Genomic DNA, 16,855 nt, shown 5'->3' with positions numbered 1-16,855 from the left:
ATCAGTCGAGCGACATCGGTTCTGGGATCTCTGGCTGAGTCTGCGTTTCTGCTGCTTCCAGGTTGTTGCCGAACAATGTTTCGACGTTGACGCCCAAGGCTTGAGCGAGGCGAAGCAGGACTGAAAGCGTGGGATCTGCGGCGCCTGATTCGATGCGAACGATGTACGTGCGATACAAGGACGCAGCCTCGCCAAGTTGCTCCTGGGACATGCGAGCGCTTCGACGGAGCGCCCGCACTCGCTGACCCAACACTATGCGCTGATGGACGCGCTTCATCGTGACACGCCTTTAGGTTGCGACGGGAAATGATACTGATACTGCAAAATTTTACAAATCAGTCAGAAATGAACACTTATTCATACATAATTAACTGCAAAAGCGCAGCATCTTGGACTCCAATGCCAAACATCGAGTGACTACTTATTCTCAAGCAACTCGACTAGGTCAATGCCCCCAGAGCCGCTGCACGGGCGCCTGTGTGACACCGCCAAGGCGAGTTGGAGTTTGTTTGGTTAGGGTGTGAGTTGCTCGTATGGCTCTGTTGGCTACCTCGGTGACCAAGCAGTGAGCAAGATTTGAGCCAAGAGTCCAGAGGAGCACAACATGTACGCACAGCTTGATGTGGAAAACCTGACGAAAATCAGGCGTCTTGACTTCGGTCAAATCCTGTTTGACGAAAATCTCAAGATTGTTGAAGTTAACTCGTTTGTCGCATCACATGCGAATGTTGTTGTTGATCTATGTCAAGGCCTGCCAATAAGCCAAGTATTTCCCACTCTGAACATTGACCGCTTGGCCACATTAGTCGCGCATCTCGTCAGGAGTGGCAGTAGTTGCCTGGTCGATGGCGTGGACGGCGATCCTTTGTGGCCGGATCTTTTTCAGGAATCAGGAGATGTCCAACTCGGACGACAATTGAGCTTGCTCAGTCAAATTGAGCGACGCGAATCTCCTACGCACTACACACTCATTCTTTTGCATAGAGACGATTTAGACCCTGTTTACGAGCAATCCCTTGAAAAACAAGCTCTGGCTAATCAGAGAATGTTGCAATCAGAAAAATTAGCGGCCATCGGCCAATTGGCGGCTGGCGTGGCACACGAGATCAACAATCCGTTGGGTTTTGTTTTCTCAAATTTAAAGACCTTGGGCGAATACGTTCGCGACATGATTCGCATTGTCGATGAAGTTGATAACGCCAATGATCTTGAAATGGTTAAGGAGCTTAAGCGTCGCCTGGACTATGAATACATACGCTCCGATGTCGGGTCACTCCTTTTGGAGTCGGAGGATGGAATCGATCGGGTCAAAACCATCATTACTGCACTCAAGGATTTTTCTCACATTGGAGAAGAAGAGTTCAGGGCGGCTGATTTGCATCGTGGCCTCGATACCACCCTTAGTGTGGTAAATAATGAATTGAAGTATAAAGCGAACGTCTTGAAAGAGTATGGAGATCTTCCTGAAGTCGAGTGTATTGCTTCCCAGATTAATCAAGTTGCAATGAACCTCCTTGTAAATGCGGCTCATGCTATAGATGGTTTTGGGAAAATAACAATCAGAACGGGCCATGAAAACGGCTGGGCTTGGTTTGAGGTCCAGGACTCAGGCAAAGGCATTGAGGCCACAGTTCTCAACCGTATTTTCGAGCCGTTTTTTACAACCAAACCTGTCGGCAAGGGGACAGGACTGGGGCTGGCGTTGTCATACAACATAGTGCAGAAGCACCATGGTCGTATCGAGGTAGAAAGCCAAGTCGGCGTGGGAACCAGTTTCCGCGTGTGGCTGCCTGTGTCGCAGCCTGCAGCGATCGCCGAAAGACGGTCATGACATCAAGTGAGTCACAGAGCAGAATCTTGTTGGTGGACGACGAGGTCAATGTGGTGAGCGCGTTGAGGCGATTGCTTCGCAGTGAGAACTATCAGATTGATGTCGCTTCCGACGGGATCCAGGCGCTGGAGTTAATGGAAGGGCAAGAGTACGACTTGATCATCTCAGACGCTCGAATGCCGGTCATGGACGGGCCGACTTTCCTGGCTCGGGTTCAGGAGCGTTGGCCCAGCTGTATGCGTATCCTTTTGACAGGGTATGCCGACCTCACAATGACCGTTAAGGCCATCAACGAAGGGCATATCTATCGGTACATCAGCAAGCCGTGGAATGATGATGAGCTCCGAATCATGGTGCGACAGGCACTCCAGTATCGTCATCTGGAACGTGAACGGTTGCGTCTGCTAGAGCTGACGCGTGAGCAAAATGATCAGCTCAAGGAATTGAACGCAACGCTTGAACAGCGTGTTCTCGATCGTACTGCTGAGCTTAAGCAAACCGCCGACTGGCTCGACTTGGCGTACGCAGATCTCAAAAAGAGCTATGTGACTGCAACGCAAGTATTCTCAAGCTTGATGAATTTCCGCATCAGCAAGGATCGTCAGACCAACTCCCAAGTGGTGGCGGTTGTCAGTGCGTATTGTAGACATCACAAGCTCAGCGAGCGAGTTTCCAATGACCTTGCCATGGCGGCAGCACTCTACAACGTCGGCAAACTGACATGGGACGAACATCTGCTGAATCAACCTGCTGATCTTCTCAGAGATCGTGACAAAGTCAAATATGCGAAGTATCCGGAACTGGGTGCCAGTCTCTTGATGACTTTGGAGCCACTGCAAGAAGCGGCTCGCATTATCAAGCACCACCAAGAGCGTTGGGACGGTGCAGGAATCCCGGACGGCCTTTCCAAAGAGGAAATACCATTTGGCTCGCGTCTGCTCAGATTGGCTGTCGATTTCGTCGAGTTTCAAAAAGGAGGCATTCTCAGCAGAAAGCTCGGGCGTGACGAGGCATTGTCAGTCCTTGAAAAGTATGCTGATCGGCTTTATGACCCAGAGTTGAGCAAGACGTTTGTTGCACTCTGTCGCGAGATTACGCCGGATGCTCTCGCCGAGGATCCTCGAATGTCCTCCCTAGATACTCGTAGGCTGGAGCCCGGCATGGTAATAGCCCGCAACTTGCTGTCAGATCGAGGTCTACTGCTTCTGAACGAGGGCAAGGAACTGACCAGAGAGCTGATCGAGCGTGTCAGGACTTTTGAGAGTAGCGAAGGTTCATCCTACTCAGTCGTCGTCTATCGGCAAGCTCACTCCGGTACGGCGAATTAGCAATATGGTCGGAGCGAAAAATGCCTGAATACATAGCTAGCAAAAGGCGTCTCGACCTCAAGATTGTGTATTACGGACCGGCGCTAAGCGGGAAGACGACCAATCTCGTACAGCTCCACACGCTTTTGCACCCACAACGCAAAGCCGAATTGATGGTGCTGGAGACGCAAAATGACAGAACGCTTTTCTTTGACTTACTGCCTATAGGCCTGCGCTCTGCCAACGGGCTTGATCTGCGCATGAAGCTGTACACAGTCCCTGGCCAAGTTCAGCACGATAGCACTCGAAAGGCCGTCCTATCTCGTGCAGATGGAGTCATTTTTGTTGGTGACTCCGTGGAATCTCAGCAAGAGAACAATGCCATCGCATTTGACAACCTTGCCGACAATTTGGACAAGTTGGGAATGGCGATTGAGCGAATCCCCTTGGTGCTGCAATTCAACAAACGAGATGCTTCAAACGTCGTGCCGGAACACGAAGTGCTTGCGCGGTGGCGATCCACTCCGTGGCCGGATGTCGCTTTCGCTAGCGCGATCCAAGGAAAAGGGGTCCTTGAAACGTTTCGTGCAGTCCTTACCAAGCTGTATCCAGTTTTGGACTCAGAGTTTGGACTGAGTCGCACCGAGAGCCTAGATCTGGATGCATTTCTCCGTGGATTGACAGGTCTGGAGGCTAGCGCAGATGCCCAGCTTTGATGATGACTTGCAACTGAGTGATTTGCTTGATGCAAAGCATCAATCTCAATTGATGGCCATGTTGGAGCGGCTTTGCGGGAGTCGCTTCGAGCTGGCCGAGGTGGCGACTGAAAATTCCGAGCCGATTGATTTTAATTTGATGACGGTTGCTTGGTTAACGGGAGGCACCCAGTATCAACGGACGGCGGCTACCCAGTTGCTCCAGTTTATATTGTTGTTCGTTGGCAAATACCGCCTTGCTGCAGATTTCCATCGTGATCTCACGGAAGAAAATTACAAGGAACTCACTTTAAAACATGAAGCGCTCAAGCAGTCTGAAAACAGATTTCGTGCACTATCTCTGGAGCTGCAGCAAAGGGTTGATGAACAAGTCTTGTTGATTGACAAGGCCCATCGGGATTTGTACGAATCTGCACGCTTACGAAGTGTGGGTCAGCTCTCCGCCGGAGTAGCGCATGAAATCAACAATCCGATTAGCTTTATTATTAGTAATCTTAGGATTGCGCAAGATTATTTAACAGAACTGAGCGCGGTATCGTTTGATCCGCCTCAAAAGGATCTGTTAAATGATTTTCGCGAACTTATCTCGGAGTCCCTAGGAGGTGCTCATCGGATATCCGCCATTGTTAAGGACCTACGAATATTTTCGAACATCGATAAATCTGATTTTGTTTCCTTCGATCTGGAGGAACTCCTTAATGCAACGTGTCGATTGGTTCAAAATGAATGTACAAGGGGTCAAAGAATAGAACTGACGTTAGGCCCCTTGCCACCATGGCGCGGATACCCAGCCAAATTATCGCAGGCGTTTTATAACGTACTTGACAACGCAGTCAAGGCGAGCGATGAAGGAGGGCTCATAGAGGTCCGCTGTGCTGTTAAATCGGATATTGTCGAGATTACGGTGAAAGATCTTGGCAGTGGGATGTCCAATGAGACCCTGGCGAGGGCATTCGATCCGTTTTACACGACTCGGGACGTGGGAGGTGGCACCGGTCTGGGTCTTACCGTCACTCGCGACATCCTTCGCGCTCATGGAGGCGAGATTGTCATAGTCAGCGAACCAGGTGAAGGATGTACCGTCAGCATGTCTTTGCAGTTGGCGGATAAAGGTTAGAAATGTCCAAGCGTTACGGCTCTTTGTTCCTCCAACCCGGCAGCGACGATGTGGGGTCGGCGCCAGCACGTTTACCTTACAGGCTGCTAATCGTGGACGACGAACCAGGTGTTCTGTCGGCGCTTCGTAGAGTATTCATGCGCGAGAACTACGAGCTGCACTTCGCGCGCAACGCGGACGAGGGCCTCAAGATACTTGAATCAAGATTCATCCATTTGGTGGTGAGCGATTTCTTGATGCCTGGTATGACAGGTACTGAATTCCTCTCAAAGGTGAGGGAGCGCTGGCCTGACACAATCCGAATCATGTTAACAGGCCAGGCGAATACAAACGCCGTCATGGGCTCGATACGTGAAGGTGCTGTATATCGGTTTATTCTCAAGCCCTGGAGTGATGACGACTTGCGCGTGACCATTGCATTGGCACTGGAACAGCATGCGCTACTGCTCAAAAACAAGGCGCTAGAGCTGCAAAACCAGCTGCAACAGCATGACCTGGAAACCCTTTCCAAGCTGAATGCTAGCAACCGTCGCCAATTGGCCATCATGTTGCACAAAAGGGGACTTTTAAATCCTCAACAAATTCAGCTGCTTCAAAAAGAAATGCAGGCAAAAAAAGCGCCTGTGATCGTCCAACTCATGCAGCATGACTGGGTGGATAGCCAGAAAATTTTTGAATTATTGCGTCAGGACTTGCTTTTTGAAGAAGTAGACCTGCTTGATCTCCAGCCGGACTTGACAGTGTTGAGTTTGATTCCGCGCCATATTTGCACCAGCCAAATGGTTCTTCCGCTGAGATTGTCCGGTGCCAAGTTACGATTGGCAATGGCAGATCCAATGGATGCTGGATTAATCGAAGAATTAGGATTTTTGACTGGTCATGGCATTCAACCGCTGCTGTGTTCATTCGATCAGCTACGTCAAAAATTCGTTGAACTGTTTGGAGAGTCGGCTAACGAGGAATTTAGCGAATTCAATACCGTCGTAAACACTGCGGATCCCTTTGAAAGTATCGAGGTCGTAATCGATGACAGTGAAGGGATTGATTCCCTAGAGAGACTGCTAGGGGGATCAGAAGAGCCGCCAATCATTCGATTAGTGAATGCCATAATTTTGGAAGCATTAAGACTAAGGGCCAGCGATATTCACATTCATCCGCGTACCAAATGCATTGCTGTACGCTATCGAATAGACGGGGTTTTGCAGGAAAAAATTCAAATTCCTCCGAATCTACTCATACCGTTGGTCTCCCGTATTAAGGTAATGTCAGAGCTTGATATCACCGAGCGGAGACGCCCTCAGGATGGCCGCATAACAATCAAAACGTCTATGCGGATTGTGGATTTAAGAATATCGACATTGCCCACGATCAATGGCGAAAAGGTTGTGATGCGGGTTTTAGACCGCCAGTCGGTGGTTCAATCGTTGGAGGACCTTGGCTTTTCCTCTGCAAATCTCCGCAGGATATTGCACGTCGTAAACAAGCCTCAAGGCATGATTTTGGCAACGGGGCCTACTGGCAGTGGCAAGAGCACCACGCTGTTCGCCATGCTGCAACATGAGGCGAGTACCGATAAAAACTACGTCACCATCGAAGATCCCGTGGAGTTCCACGTTGATATGGCTGGCCAAGTGCCAGTGAGGGACAGGATCGGACTGAATTTCGCCACCATTCTTCGGGCAATACTGCGGCAAGACCCTGATGTCATTCTTCTCGGAGAGATCCGAGATCGGGAGACCGCTGAAGTGGCCTTTCATGCAGCGCTGACGGGGCACACGGTGTTCTCGACGTTACACACCAATTCGGCATCCGCGACTGTGGCCAGGCTGCTTGATCTTGGACTCAAGCCATATGTACTGGCTACGGGCCTGGAAGCAATCATCGCTCAGCGTTTAGTTCGCAAGATTTGCCAGCATTGCCGGCAAGAGGTGAGTCCGCCGCCGGAATTGCTTCGCAGCCTGGGTGCTGGGTTCACAGAAGCAGGGCTCCGATTTTTTCATGGTGCAGGCTGTGACAAATGCAATCATGGCTACATCGGGCGAGTGGGTATTCATGAAGTTTTGGCTATGAATGACGTCATTCGCGAGGCCGTGATGCATGGTGCGGGAGCCGTGCAGGTACAAGCTATCGCACGACAGCAGGGGATGGCGTCCATACTGGATGATGCGCGCGAAAAAGTCATATCGGGATTGACGACGGTCGATGAGATCCTGAGAACACTTGGCCCCCAAGAGCTCGGGGAGGCCGAATGATGGTGTCTCGCTCACTGCGCGTATGCGTTGTTCTTCTTACTGTCTATTCACTGGCAGCAATAGGCCTGTCCAGCATCGTCGCAAACTGGGCCGGAGTCGACGCTAAACGGCAAATGTTCCTTCTGCCGCAGGCGGGTCCTCTGCTGCTGGCACTCGCAACTGTTCTCTATTTTGGCGTCAAGGGGAAGAGGAAACTTGCCATTGGTGCAGCAGGGATGCTTCTCCTGTGGTGTGCCGTGGATATATTTTCCATGTCCGTTGCGAGCCATGTTGCTGCCAGGTTGACATGGCCAATTCTTCTGTGCGCGATTTCATATTCCTTGGCGCTGCAAGAAGGCAATATCGCGCGAAGAATCGCCGTCGCCATAGGTGCGGCGGTTGTATTACTCGCATTGACGTCTTTTTTGTCCTACTGGATACAGGATTCATCGACGCTGCAGCATCTTCAAGTGCCCCTGTTATTTCCAGCCGGAGTCGTTGCCACCGTGGTCATTGTGCTCATGGGAGCGGCTGCGGTTAGTCTCGGTCTCTCACGGAATACTGAGGATTTAGTCGCATCCAGGGTGGTTGCAGCCACGGGTCTTGCAGGCGTCATTGCAACCTGTTTGGCATGGGTACTGATTGTTTGGATTGTCAGTCTGGCCTATGACAAGCAGGCCGCATTGCTACAAGGGCGTACAGAGCAGGCGATCAAACGAACCGTTCAGCAACGCGTAGAACTGCTAGAACGGATGGCCGCACGTTGGAAGGCGTTGGGCAGGATGCCTCAGCAATCTTTCTGGAAAGCGGAGAGCGGGACCTATTTAAGCGATATCGCCGACCTCGACATCCTGGGTGTTCTGGATTCCAACTTGAAGCCATTGCTGTCTGCCAATCGTGAGGGTGCGCCTCTGGCGCTTGTTGAGGGACAACTGCAGTCGGCAGCAACCAAGAGCTGGCTCATCCACGCATTGAAAGAGCGAAAGGCACATGTTGATAGCGCCAGGGTCATTACTGGAGATGCGTCCAAGTATGTTGTCGTAGGGGTCCCGTTAGAAATACCTTCCCAAGCAGAGGGCTTGCTCGTTGGATTGTTCGACTCGGAAAAGCTTTTCTCCGTGTTTGGTAGTGAACTTGGTGGAATGGGCTTGCGCGTCTATGACGACGACTTGTTGGTGTTCGAGTCTGAGCAGAGCCTAGTGGGGCCGCTCAGTGTGCTCTTGGACGAGCGCCCGGTCTCCTTGGACACTATCCATGCGAGTTTCCAATGGAAAGTTCAGGTCTTTCAATCGATCGCGCCCGCCGGCTTAGGGGCGTCTGCGGCAGTGCCCATCTGGGTCGTGGCTGTTGGACTGGCTGGGACGCTCCTCCTCATGCTGCACCTTTGGAAGTCGCTGACACTATTTCAAAGAACGCAGGCTCTTGAGAGTAGCTTAGAGCGACAGCTGATTCAGCAGTCATACAGGCAGCGCATCATTGAGCACTCCCTGGACATGCTGTGCACTATAGACCGCGAGGGACGATTTATTGAGGTCAACCCCGCTTCCAACAGGATGCTTGGTTACCCTCCCGGGGAACTTCAGGGCAAGCATTTCATGGACCTGGTGTTTCCTAAAGACCGTGAGGCGACAGAGGCTGAGGCTGAGTCCATCATGCGCGGGCGGTCCACGATCTCGTTCAGAAATCGATATGTTCATCGTGACGGGCATGTCGTGCACCTGCGCTGGTCCGCAGAGTGGTCTGTGGAAGAGCAAACTTTGTATGCCATTGCCCATGACATCAGTTATTTGGTGCAGGGCGAAAAATACGCCGAAGACCAGCGGAAAGTCTTGGCTCAAATTTCCCGCGGGCATCAACTATCCGACGTTCTGATGAGTCTTTGCAAGATGCTCGAAGAGCAACTACCAGGAGGATTCTGCTCGGTCATGCTGGCTGACGAGAACAAGAAAGTCCTGCACGTTGGTGCTGCTCCTAGCCTGCCTGCCGAGTACTTGGTCGAGATCAAAGACTTGGAGATTGCTCCGGACGTGGGTAGTTGTGGTTCCGCTGCGTTTAAGCGACAACCCGTGATCGTGCCGGACATTCGCACTCACCCCAACTGGAGCCGACTCTGGGCTATTGCACGCAAGCTTAATTTCGTCACTTGCTGGTCGGTTCCCATATTGTCGGATACGGGGGAAGTACTGGGAACAATGGCTGTTTATCACAAACAGGAGCATGAACCGACGACAGACGAGATAAGCATGGTCGCAACGAACGCTGAATTGGCGGGTGTAGCGATTCAACGGTCGCGCGATTTGCACAAGCTGGCCTCAAATGAGCAGCGTTTTCGCTCACTCTTTGAACACAATCCCGATCCGGTGTACTCCTTCGACCTGGAGGGGCGCTTCCTGAGTATGAATGCAGCGGGCTGTGCGCTGACTGGATTCAAGGAGCAGGACTTCGTCGGGCAGCACTGGGGGATGTTGCTGGACGAGGACAGCAAGGCCGAAGTCGCAATTCGTCTTGCATCCGCATTTAAAGGTGAGCCACAGCGGTTCTCGATACGCGTCCAGGACAAAACACAACAGACATTGACGCTCGATCTTTCGTACATGCCAATCGTTATAGATGGGCAGATCGAAGGTGTTTTTGGATTGGCCAAAGATCTCAGCGATCGCGAACGCATTGCAGATGAATTACGGAAAACACTAGACCGCTCTAATCGTCGTGCGAGCCAACTCCACGCGCTCAATAGAGCAGCCACCGCAGCCGCGCAATTTACTGATGAAGAAGCGTTACTGGAATACTTATCACGGGAAGTCCGTTTAGTAATTGGCGCTCATCAATCGACCATTTGTTTTAAGTATGCCAGTGATTTGAATCGCCAGATCAATAGTATTTCCATTTCAGAAAAATATCAAAATTGGGAATCTTTTGAAATTAACCCCCGGTTGTTGAGCGTTTGTGCCTCCGTTTTTGCCAAAAACGAATCAATACTTATAACGCAGGATGATTTAACAGTATGCTCTGAGCCTGATGCTCAGTACTCACAGGCGAGTGGTCTCCTACCGGTGTATGGCTTGCTAGCAGTGCCTTTAATTAGCCGAAGTGGGATGAACTTGGGATTGATTGGCCTTTCGGATAAATTTGATAGTGATTTTGATGAAGATGATTTGGCTATCGCGCAACAGTTTGCCGCCATGGCCGTCGCCGTTCTTGAGAATATACGTTTGTTCTCTGAAGTGATTCAAGCGCAGGAGGTTCTCAAAGATCAACTTGAATTTAATAGTCTCATTACTCATACCTTGGGTGAAGGGCTGATCGCGGTTGACTCCCTTGGAGCAGTCACGTACTTCAATCCAGCGTCACGGCAGCTACTGTTCGGGAAGAGGGAGATAGACGATGGCCAGCGAATCGACAGACTAGTGCCGCTGCCTGATTTTGAGAAATGGAGTCTTCTGGCAGGTCCGCAGGGAGAACTTCAGGGGGAAATCGAGCTGGAAGGCCCCCCTGCTCGAGAAGCTGGCTACGTGATCAGGCGAATGGACGATGGATGGTTAGTCCACCTTCGCGACGTCACACAGGAGCGGCAGGGTAGTCGCGCCCTTCAGGAAAGAGATCACTTTTTTGAACTCTCTTTGGACATGTTCTGCCTATTGGATATGCAAGGTAATTTCGTTCAAGTTAACCCTGCATTCGCAAGTACGCTGCGCTACACCGTCGATCATCTGGTCGGTACCTCATATCTTCGACTCCTTCCAGACGAGGAACTCCCATACATCCGCCAGCAGGCCCGGAATGTCATGGCTGGAGGGGTTATTCGTGAGATTGTCCTAACGGTTCGTGATGGAACTGGCCAAATAAGAAAATTACAAGCCAGTGCCACTGTTGGCGAAGACCGGGTCGTCTACTGTGTATCACGCGATATCACAGAACGATATGCAGCCGATCAGGAAATGCAGCGCTTGAATCTGCTGCTCGTGATGGCCGGACAATCCGCAGGTCTGGGAGGATGGTCCGTGGAGGCTGACGGAAGAGTGAACTGGGCGCCAGAGTTATCTGCAATGCTGGGGTATCCCCCAGGCTTCATTCCTCCTTTGGCCGAGTCTCTGGCGCTTTACCACAGTGATGACTATCCGGTCGTTGTTGGTGCGCTTGAAACGCTTCTTCGAGATGGAACGCCTGCAGATCTCATGGTCCGAATTCAAACGAAGGACGAGAGATGGTTGGATGTCCGAGTTACGGGACAAGCTGTCCGTGACGACAAAGGCAATGTAGTTCGAGCTGTTGGTGCCCTGCAAGATCTTACTGAATGGAAGCGCGTTCAAAACGAGGCGGCACGCCTTTCAAGTCGACTACTCAGCACATTGGAAAGTATTACTGATGCTTTTTTCATGCTGGATCGCAATTGGCACTTCAGTTATGTTAATCATGAGGCATTGCGAGTGCTTGACGTACAAAGAGAGGACATGCTCGGGAAAGAAATATGGCAGGCATTTCCAGGTTCATACGATTCCGATATTGGGATACGGTATCGGTCCACGATGAGTTCAGGCGAGGCGCAGCATTTTGAGTCCTACTATGAGCCTTACGAAGCCTGGTTCGAAGTCCATGCTTATCCTTCTGAGGAAGGCTTGTCTGTCTACTTTCGCGACATTACTTCCAAAAAAATATCTGAACAGTCTTTGCGCAACACCATGGCCGAACTGGAACGTAGCAATCGGGAGCTTCAAGAATTCGCATTTGTCGCCTCGCATGATCTGCAAGAACCGCTGCGTAAAATTCAAACGTTCTCGGAACGCATTGGAGACCGAGAATCGATGTTGGATGATGAGGGTCGAGACTACTTGCGGCGCATGAGCTCTGCTGCCTCGCGGATGCAGGCACTGATTATTGATTTACTCAATTATTCACGTGTAGGCACCCGGGCGCGGGATTTTTCCCAAGTGGAAATGGATGGCGTGGTGCAGGATGTGATTCAGGATTTAGAGGCAGCCATTACAGAAAGGCATGCTCAGATTGAATGTGAGCGCCTCCCAGCGGTGCATGGTGATGCCTCGCAACTTCGCCAGGTAATACAAAATCTGATAAGTAATGCGATCAAATTTTGTCCTCCTGAAAAAGTGCCGAAAATTTGTATAAGAGCAGAGCACTTGACGGTTGATGGTTGGACATTGATTGTTGAAGACAACGGAATTGGATTTGATGAAAAGTATCTTGATAAAATCTTTGCTCCATTTCAAAGACTTCATGCAAGAGGCAATTATCCCGGGACAGGAATCGGACTGGCAATAGTAAAGAAAATTATCGAGCGCCATGGCGCGGAAATAACGGCGAGTAGTCAAATTGGCATTGGATCGATATTCAAAATTCGATTTCATAAATATTTAAATTAACTCGATCTTATTATGCCATTTTCCCGCAATGTGCACATACTCATCGCAGACGATGACGTTGACGACTGCCTATTGATCAAGGATGCGTTTGAATCATCCAAAATAGGCAATAGCATTAATTTTGTCCATGACGGTGAGCAGTTGGTCCGTTATTTGAGAAGAATGCAGCCATATGATGATAGTGTCAACCATCCTATGCCTGGCCTTATATTGCTGGATTTAAATATGCCATTGAAAGATGGGCGTGAAGCGCTGACAGAAATAAAGGCAGATGAAAAATTACGATCGATTCCCATTATTATTTTGACAACATCCTCTTCCGAGGAGGATGTTGCAAATAGCTATGCAGATGGTGTCAATTCCTTTATTACCAAACCTGTTACGTTTACTGGCTTGCAAAATGTGGTGAAGGGTATTTCACGATACTGGCTGGAAATTGTTGAGTTACCTGATTGATGTAAAATTGCGAGTCTATTATGCCGAAGATTAGAATTCTTTTAATCGAAGATGATGAGGATGATTTTGTCATTACCCGCAATCTATTGAAGGATTCTAAAGGCATTGACTACGAACTGGATTGGGTGTGTGATCCCGAACAAGCACTCATAAAAATTAAAAACGCAGACCACGATATCTATTTACTGGACTATCGTTTGGGTGCTAAAACAGGTTTGGAGGTACTGGAGGAAGCCAAAGAGTCCGGCATCGATCGACCATTCATAATTTTGACAGGATTGGGAGATTCTGCCGTTGATAAAAATGCGATCGATCTCGGTGCAGCCGATTACTTAATTAAAGGGCATTTTGATAGTCAGTTGCTGAGCCGCAGCATTCGATATGCGCTTGATCGGCATCAATCCCAGCGGAAACTTATCGACAGTGAAGCTAGATATCGATTGCTGTTCGATGCAAACCCTGAGGCCGTTTGGGTTTTTTCTCGTTCGTCAAAAAAGATTTTGGCGGCGAATGCCTCCGCTAGCAAATTCCTTGGCTATGCCAGAGAAGAACTTCTAGATATATGTGTTCATGACCTTCGGGATGAGGCTGAAAATCAGCGCTGGGTCGGATTTTACGAAAACTACATCGCAAATCCTGCAGGGGTAAGAGCTGCCGGAGTTTGGCGATATCTGCATAAGAGCGGACGCTCGGTTTTTGGCGAAGTCATCGTTCATGGACTTGAATATGATGGCCAAAGCGCGTGCATGGTTGTCGTTGTTGACATCACTGAAAAGTTAGCGGCGCGCAAGGCCAAGGAACGCCAGGAGGAACTATTTAGAAGCGTGCTGAGTGATGCACGTGACGCGCTAGTTCTCGTTACCTTTGACGGTGAACTCTGTTATGCGAACCACGCGGCAGAGCAGCTCTTTGAATCGCCTCTCGAACTCCTTCAAAAGAATTCGCCGAACTTTCCCGTGACTGATGCCAGTGTGTTCGAGTGGCTCGTAGTTAGCCCCTCGGGTCGAAGAATAGATCTGGATGTCCATCAATCAGAGACCGAGTGGAACGGCGTCTCCGCAAGACTTTTGTCATTTCGAGATGTTTCTGGACAGAAAGATTCACAAAGAGAGCTTCGTTTATTCAAGCGAAGTCTCGATTGCACCTTCAATGGAGTAGTGATTTCCGATGCACGTCAGCCAGATTTACCGATAATTTACGTCAATCCTGCTTTTGAGAGAATTACGGGTTTTAGGCAGGAGGAGGTCATTGGTAGAAATTGCAAATTTCTGCAGGGTGATACCCGTGACGAACTTGCGGTGGAGGAGGTGCGGCAAGGATTGAATCAGCAGCGCGACGTCAATGTAATTCTAAAAAATTATCGCAAAGATGGTTCGTTGTTTTGGAATGATCTCTATATATCGCCAGTCGTTGATGAGCAGGGTGTAGTCACCCATTTCGTAGGGGTACAAAATGATGTAACTGAACGAATGCGGTTTGAACAAGAACTAAGTTACAACGCAAGTCATGACATTTTGACTGGCTTGCCAAATCGTGCTGTTTTTGAGGACCGTTTGGCTCAGGGCTGCCAGATTTCTCAACGATACGGTAGGCGCTTAGCAGTTGTTTTTGTCGATTTAGATCGATTTAAGCCGATCAACGACTCCTATGGCCATGAGATCGGTGATTTAGTGCTGATTGAAGTTGCCGCCAGAATCGAAAAATCTTTAAGACCTGGCGACACGGTCTCTAGACTCGGCGGCGATGAGTTTATCGCTTTGATGCCAGATCTTGCGCGCGATGAGGACGTAATTCCCGTCGTTGAGAGGTTGATGGAAAATCTTGCTTCTGTTTACCGGATCAAAGAACTTGATCTTCACTTGACCACTAGCCTTGGTATTGCCCTGAGTGACGGGCATATCAATGATCCATCCCAGCTCATACAACAGGCAGACCTTGCCATGTACAAGGCCAAAGAGGCTGGTCGCAATAATTTTCAGTGGTATACAAGCGATCTCAATCTCCAGCTAATAGAGAGATTGACACTTCGCAATGAGCTTCAAAACGCACTCAATCTGGGACAGTTCGAGCTGCATTATCAACCGCAAATTGATACACGGAGCGGTCGTGTTGTGGGACTGGAGGCTTTGGTTCGCTGGCGTCACCCCGTGCGTGGAATGATTCCGCCGGTTCAATTTATCTCTGTCGCAGAAGACTCTGGACTAATGATCGCCCTGGGCCAATGGGTGCTCGATACAGCATGCCGTCATATTAGTGAGCTGGCACAGCAAGGGCTGCGTGGAATGACCATGGCAGTGAACATATCACCTCGGCAATTTCAGCGAAACAATTTCGTCGAAACGATTTATGAGGCTGTGGAGCGGTTCGGTCTTCTCCCAGGCATGTTGGAGATCGAATTGACCGAATCGGTTTTGATCGACAACATTGAAGAGGCAATCACTCGGCTGCACGAAATAAAGCGAATTGGCGTAAGTATCTCTTTGGATGACTTCGGAACTGGATACTCAAGCCTTAGTTATCTGAAACGCTTACCCATCGATAAAGTCAAGATAGATCGATCATTTGTTCGAGAAGTTATCTCCGATCAGCATGACGCAGCCATCACCCAAGCCATTATCGCTATGGCGCATCATCTCAAATTGCGAGTAGTTGCGGAAGGTGTTGAAACTGATTCGCAAATCGCTTTCTTGATGAAAAATCACTGTGATGAATTACAGGGTTTTTACTTCGCCAAGGCGCTCCCGTTTGAGGATATTGGAAAATTTTTGCGCGACCGATTATCCGTTGGCATACCTTTGCCCGAGACAAATCAAAATGCTACGCAGACGCTACTTCTTCTGGATGACGAAGAATATATCTTGCGCGCCCTTAATAGAGTTTTAAGACGAGATGGATATAAAATCCTGATGGCTACGCGGCCTAAAGATGCCTTTGATCTACTCGCCCAGCATGACGTGCAGGTAATTATTTCTGATCAGAGAATGCCAGAGATGAGTGGTACAGAGTTTTTGAGTCGAGTCAAGGATATGTACCCCAATACTGCGCGAATCGTTTTGTCGGGATATACAGATCTTAAATCAGTGACCGAAGCGGTCAACCAGGGGGCAATATTTAAGTTTCTTTCCAAGCCCTGGGAAGATGAGAAAATTAGAAAAGAGATTGCTGAAGTATTTATTTATGCTCAAACTTTGCGGGAGAGGGGCTGAGCAACTATTTTTGAGAAAATTTCAACATCCGCATTAATAAAGTTAACCTGCAGATGAATTTCACGTCGGAAGATCTGGAAAAATTAGCATAAGTCTATACTTAGACCTGGCGAATAGTGAACCTACCTGACATCCATATGATCGGGGTCATTAGAATATATTTCCTCCAAAAATCGAATAGAAATGTATTGCACAGTCCCATCCTTCTGCGAGTGGTTGAGTCCAGTCATCAATTCATTTTTTTAATTTTCTTGACTTGGAGTCCCTGTAGATCACTCTTACGCACAGCTAGAACTTTGATTGCCATTCTGATATAAAGTAGACGCTCGCAATCTTTTAAGCGGTGTGGGCAAACTCGCAACCGAAAAAATGTAATCTTGGAGAACTCAATCTGATGTCAACTTATGCCGAACTTCTCGCTCAGAAAAAAATTCTGGACGAGCAAATTGCAAACGCTAGAAAAGATGAGGCTGAAGCCGCCCTGCGAACAATCTTGCAGCTCGTTCAAGAGTTTGGTGTTGACGCCGACCGAAAACTGAGCCACTTTTTGGTGTGATGCCGACCTAAAACTGAGCCAGGTGTTTTACCTACCCTGCTGTTTTGTGCAGCAAGG

At 49.3% G+C, this 16,855-nt stretch carries 10 protein-coding genes; 9 read left to right on the top strand and 1 reads right to left on the bottom strand.

The features are described from left to right. Position 1: 1 nt before the first annotated feature. On the bottom strand, positions 2-277 hold the full coding sequence (locus ASD94_RS16585; RefSeq protein ID WP_056645147.1) for a helix-turn-helix domain-containing protein: 276 nt from the start codon (positions 275-277) through the stop codon (positions 2-4). A 327-nt stretch (positions 278-604) separates the two neighbouring features. Between ASD94_RS16585 and ASD94_RS16580 the strand changes: the two genes are divergently transcribed. The 9 genes from ASD94_RS16580 (at position 605) to ASD94_RS23660 (ending at position 16,798) form a co-directional block, all read left to right on the top strand. Then, positions 605-1,831 (top strand): ATP-binding protein, encoded by a 1,227-nt coding sequence (locus ASD94_RS16580; RefSeq protein WP_056645145.1) that lies wholly within the window; start codon positions 605-607, stop codon positions 1,829-1,831. Positions 1,832-1,863: 32 nt separating this feature from the next. Then, on the top strand, positions 1,864-3,159 hold the full coding sequence (locus tag ASD94_RS16575; protein WP_235510693.1) for an HD domain-containing phosphohydrolase: 1,296 nt from the start codon (positions 1,864-1,866) through the stop codon (positions 3,157-3,159). Positions 3,160-3,179: 20 nt separating this feature from the next. Then, the gene (locus ASD94_RS16570; RefSeq protein ID WP_056645141.1) at positions 3,180-3,854 is read left to right on the top strand and encodes an ATP/GTP-binding protein; all 675 of its coding nucleotides are present in this window, start codon (positions 3,180-3,182) and stop codon (positions 3,852-3,854) included. Then, entirely contained in the window at positions 3,841-4,971 is a 1,131-nt protein-coding gene (locus ASD94_RS16565) for a sensor histidine kinase (RefSeq protein WP_056645139.1), read from the top strand. Before ASD94_RS16570 ends, ASD94_RS16565 begins: the two co-directional genes overlap by 14 nt. 2 nt (positions 4,972-4,973) lie before the next feature. Further along, entirely contained in the window at positions 4,974-7,223 is a 2,250-nt protein-coding gene (locus tag ASD94_RS16560) for an ATPase, T2SS/T4P/T4SS family (protein WP_056645136.1), read from the top strand. Continuing rightward, positions 7,220-12,580, top strand: a complete 5,361-nt coding sequence (locus ASD94_RS16555) for a PAS domain S-box protein (RefSeq protein WP_082576918.1) — start codon at positions 7,220-7,222, stop codon at positions 12,578-12,580. The genes ASD94_RS16560 and ASD94_RS16555 overlap by 4 nt, the downstream gene beginning before the upstream one ends. Positions 12,581-12,592: 12 nt before the next feature. Continuing rightward, a complete protein-coding gene (locus tag ASD94_RS23335) occupies positions 12,593-13,036 on the top strand; it encodes a response regulator (protein ID WP_156391454.1) in 444 nt (147 codons plus the stop codon). Positions 13,037-13,056: 20 nt separating this feature from the next. Beyond that, the gene (locus ASD94_RS16550; RefSeq protein ID WP_056645123.1) at positions 13,057-16,242 is read left to right on the top strand and encodes an EAL domain-containing protein; all 3,186 of its coding nucleotides are present in this window, start codon (positions 13,057-13,059) and stop codon (positions 16,240-16,242) included. Between the two features lie 394 nt (positions 16,243-16,636). Continuing rightward, complete coding sequence (locus tag ASD94_RS23660) at positions 16,637-16,798, top strand: hypothetical protein (protein ID WP_156391453.1); 162 nt, start codon at positions 16,637-16,639, stop codon at positions 16,796-16,798. The last annotated feature ends 57 nt before the right edge of the window (positions 16,799-16,855 follow it).

It is taken from the genome of Acidovorax sp. Root70 (genome assembly GCF_001428225.1).
Classification (GTDB): Bacteria; Pseudomonadota; Gammaproteobacteria; order Burkholderiales; family Burkholderiaceae_C; genus Acidovorax.
Note: the sequence above shows the minus strand (reverse complement) of the source record. Positions and strands in the feature narration are given on the sequence as shown.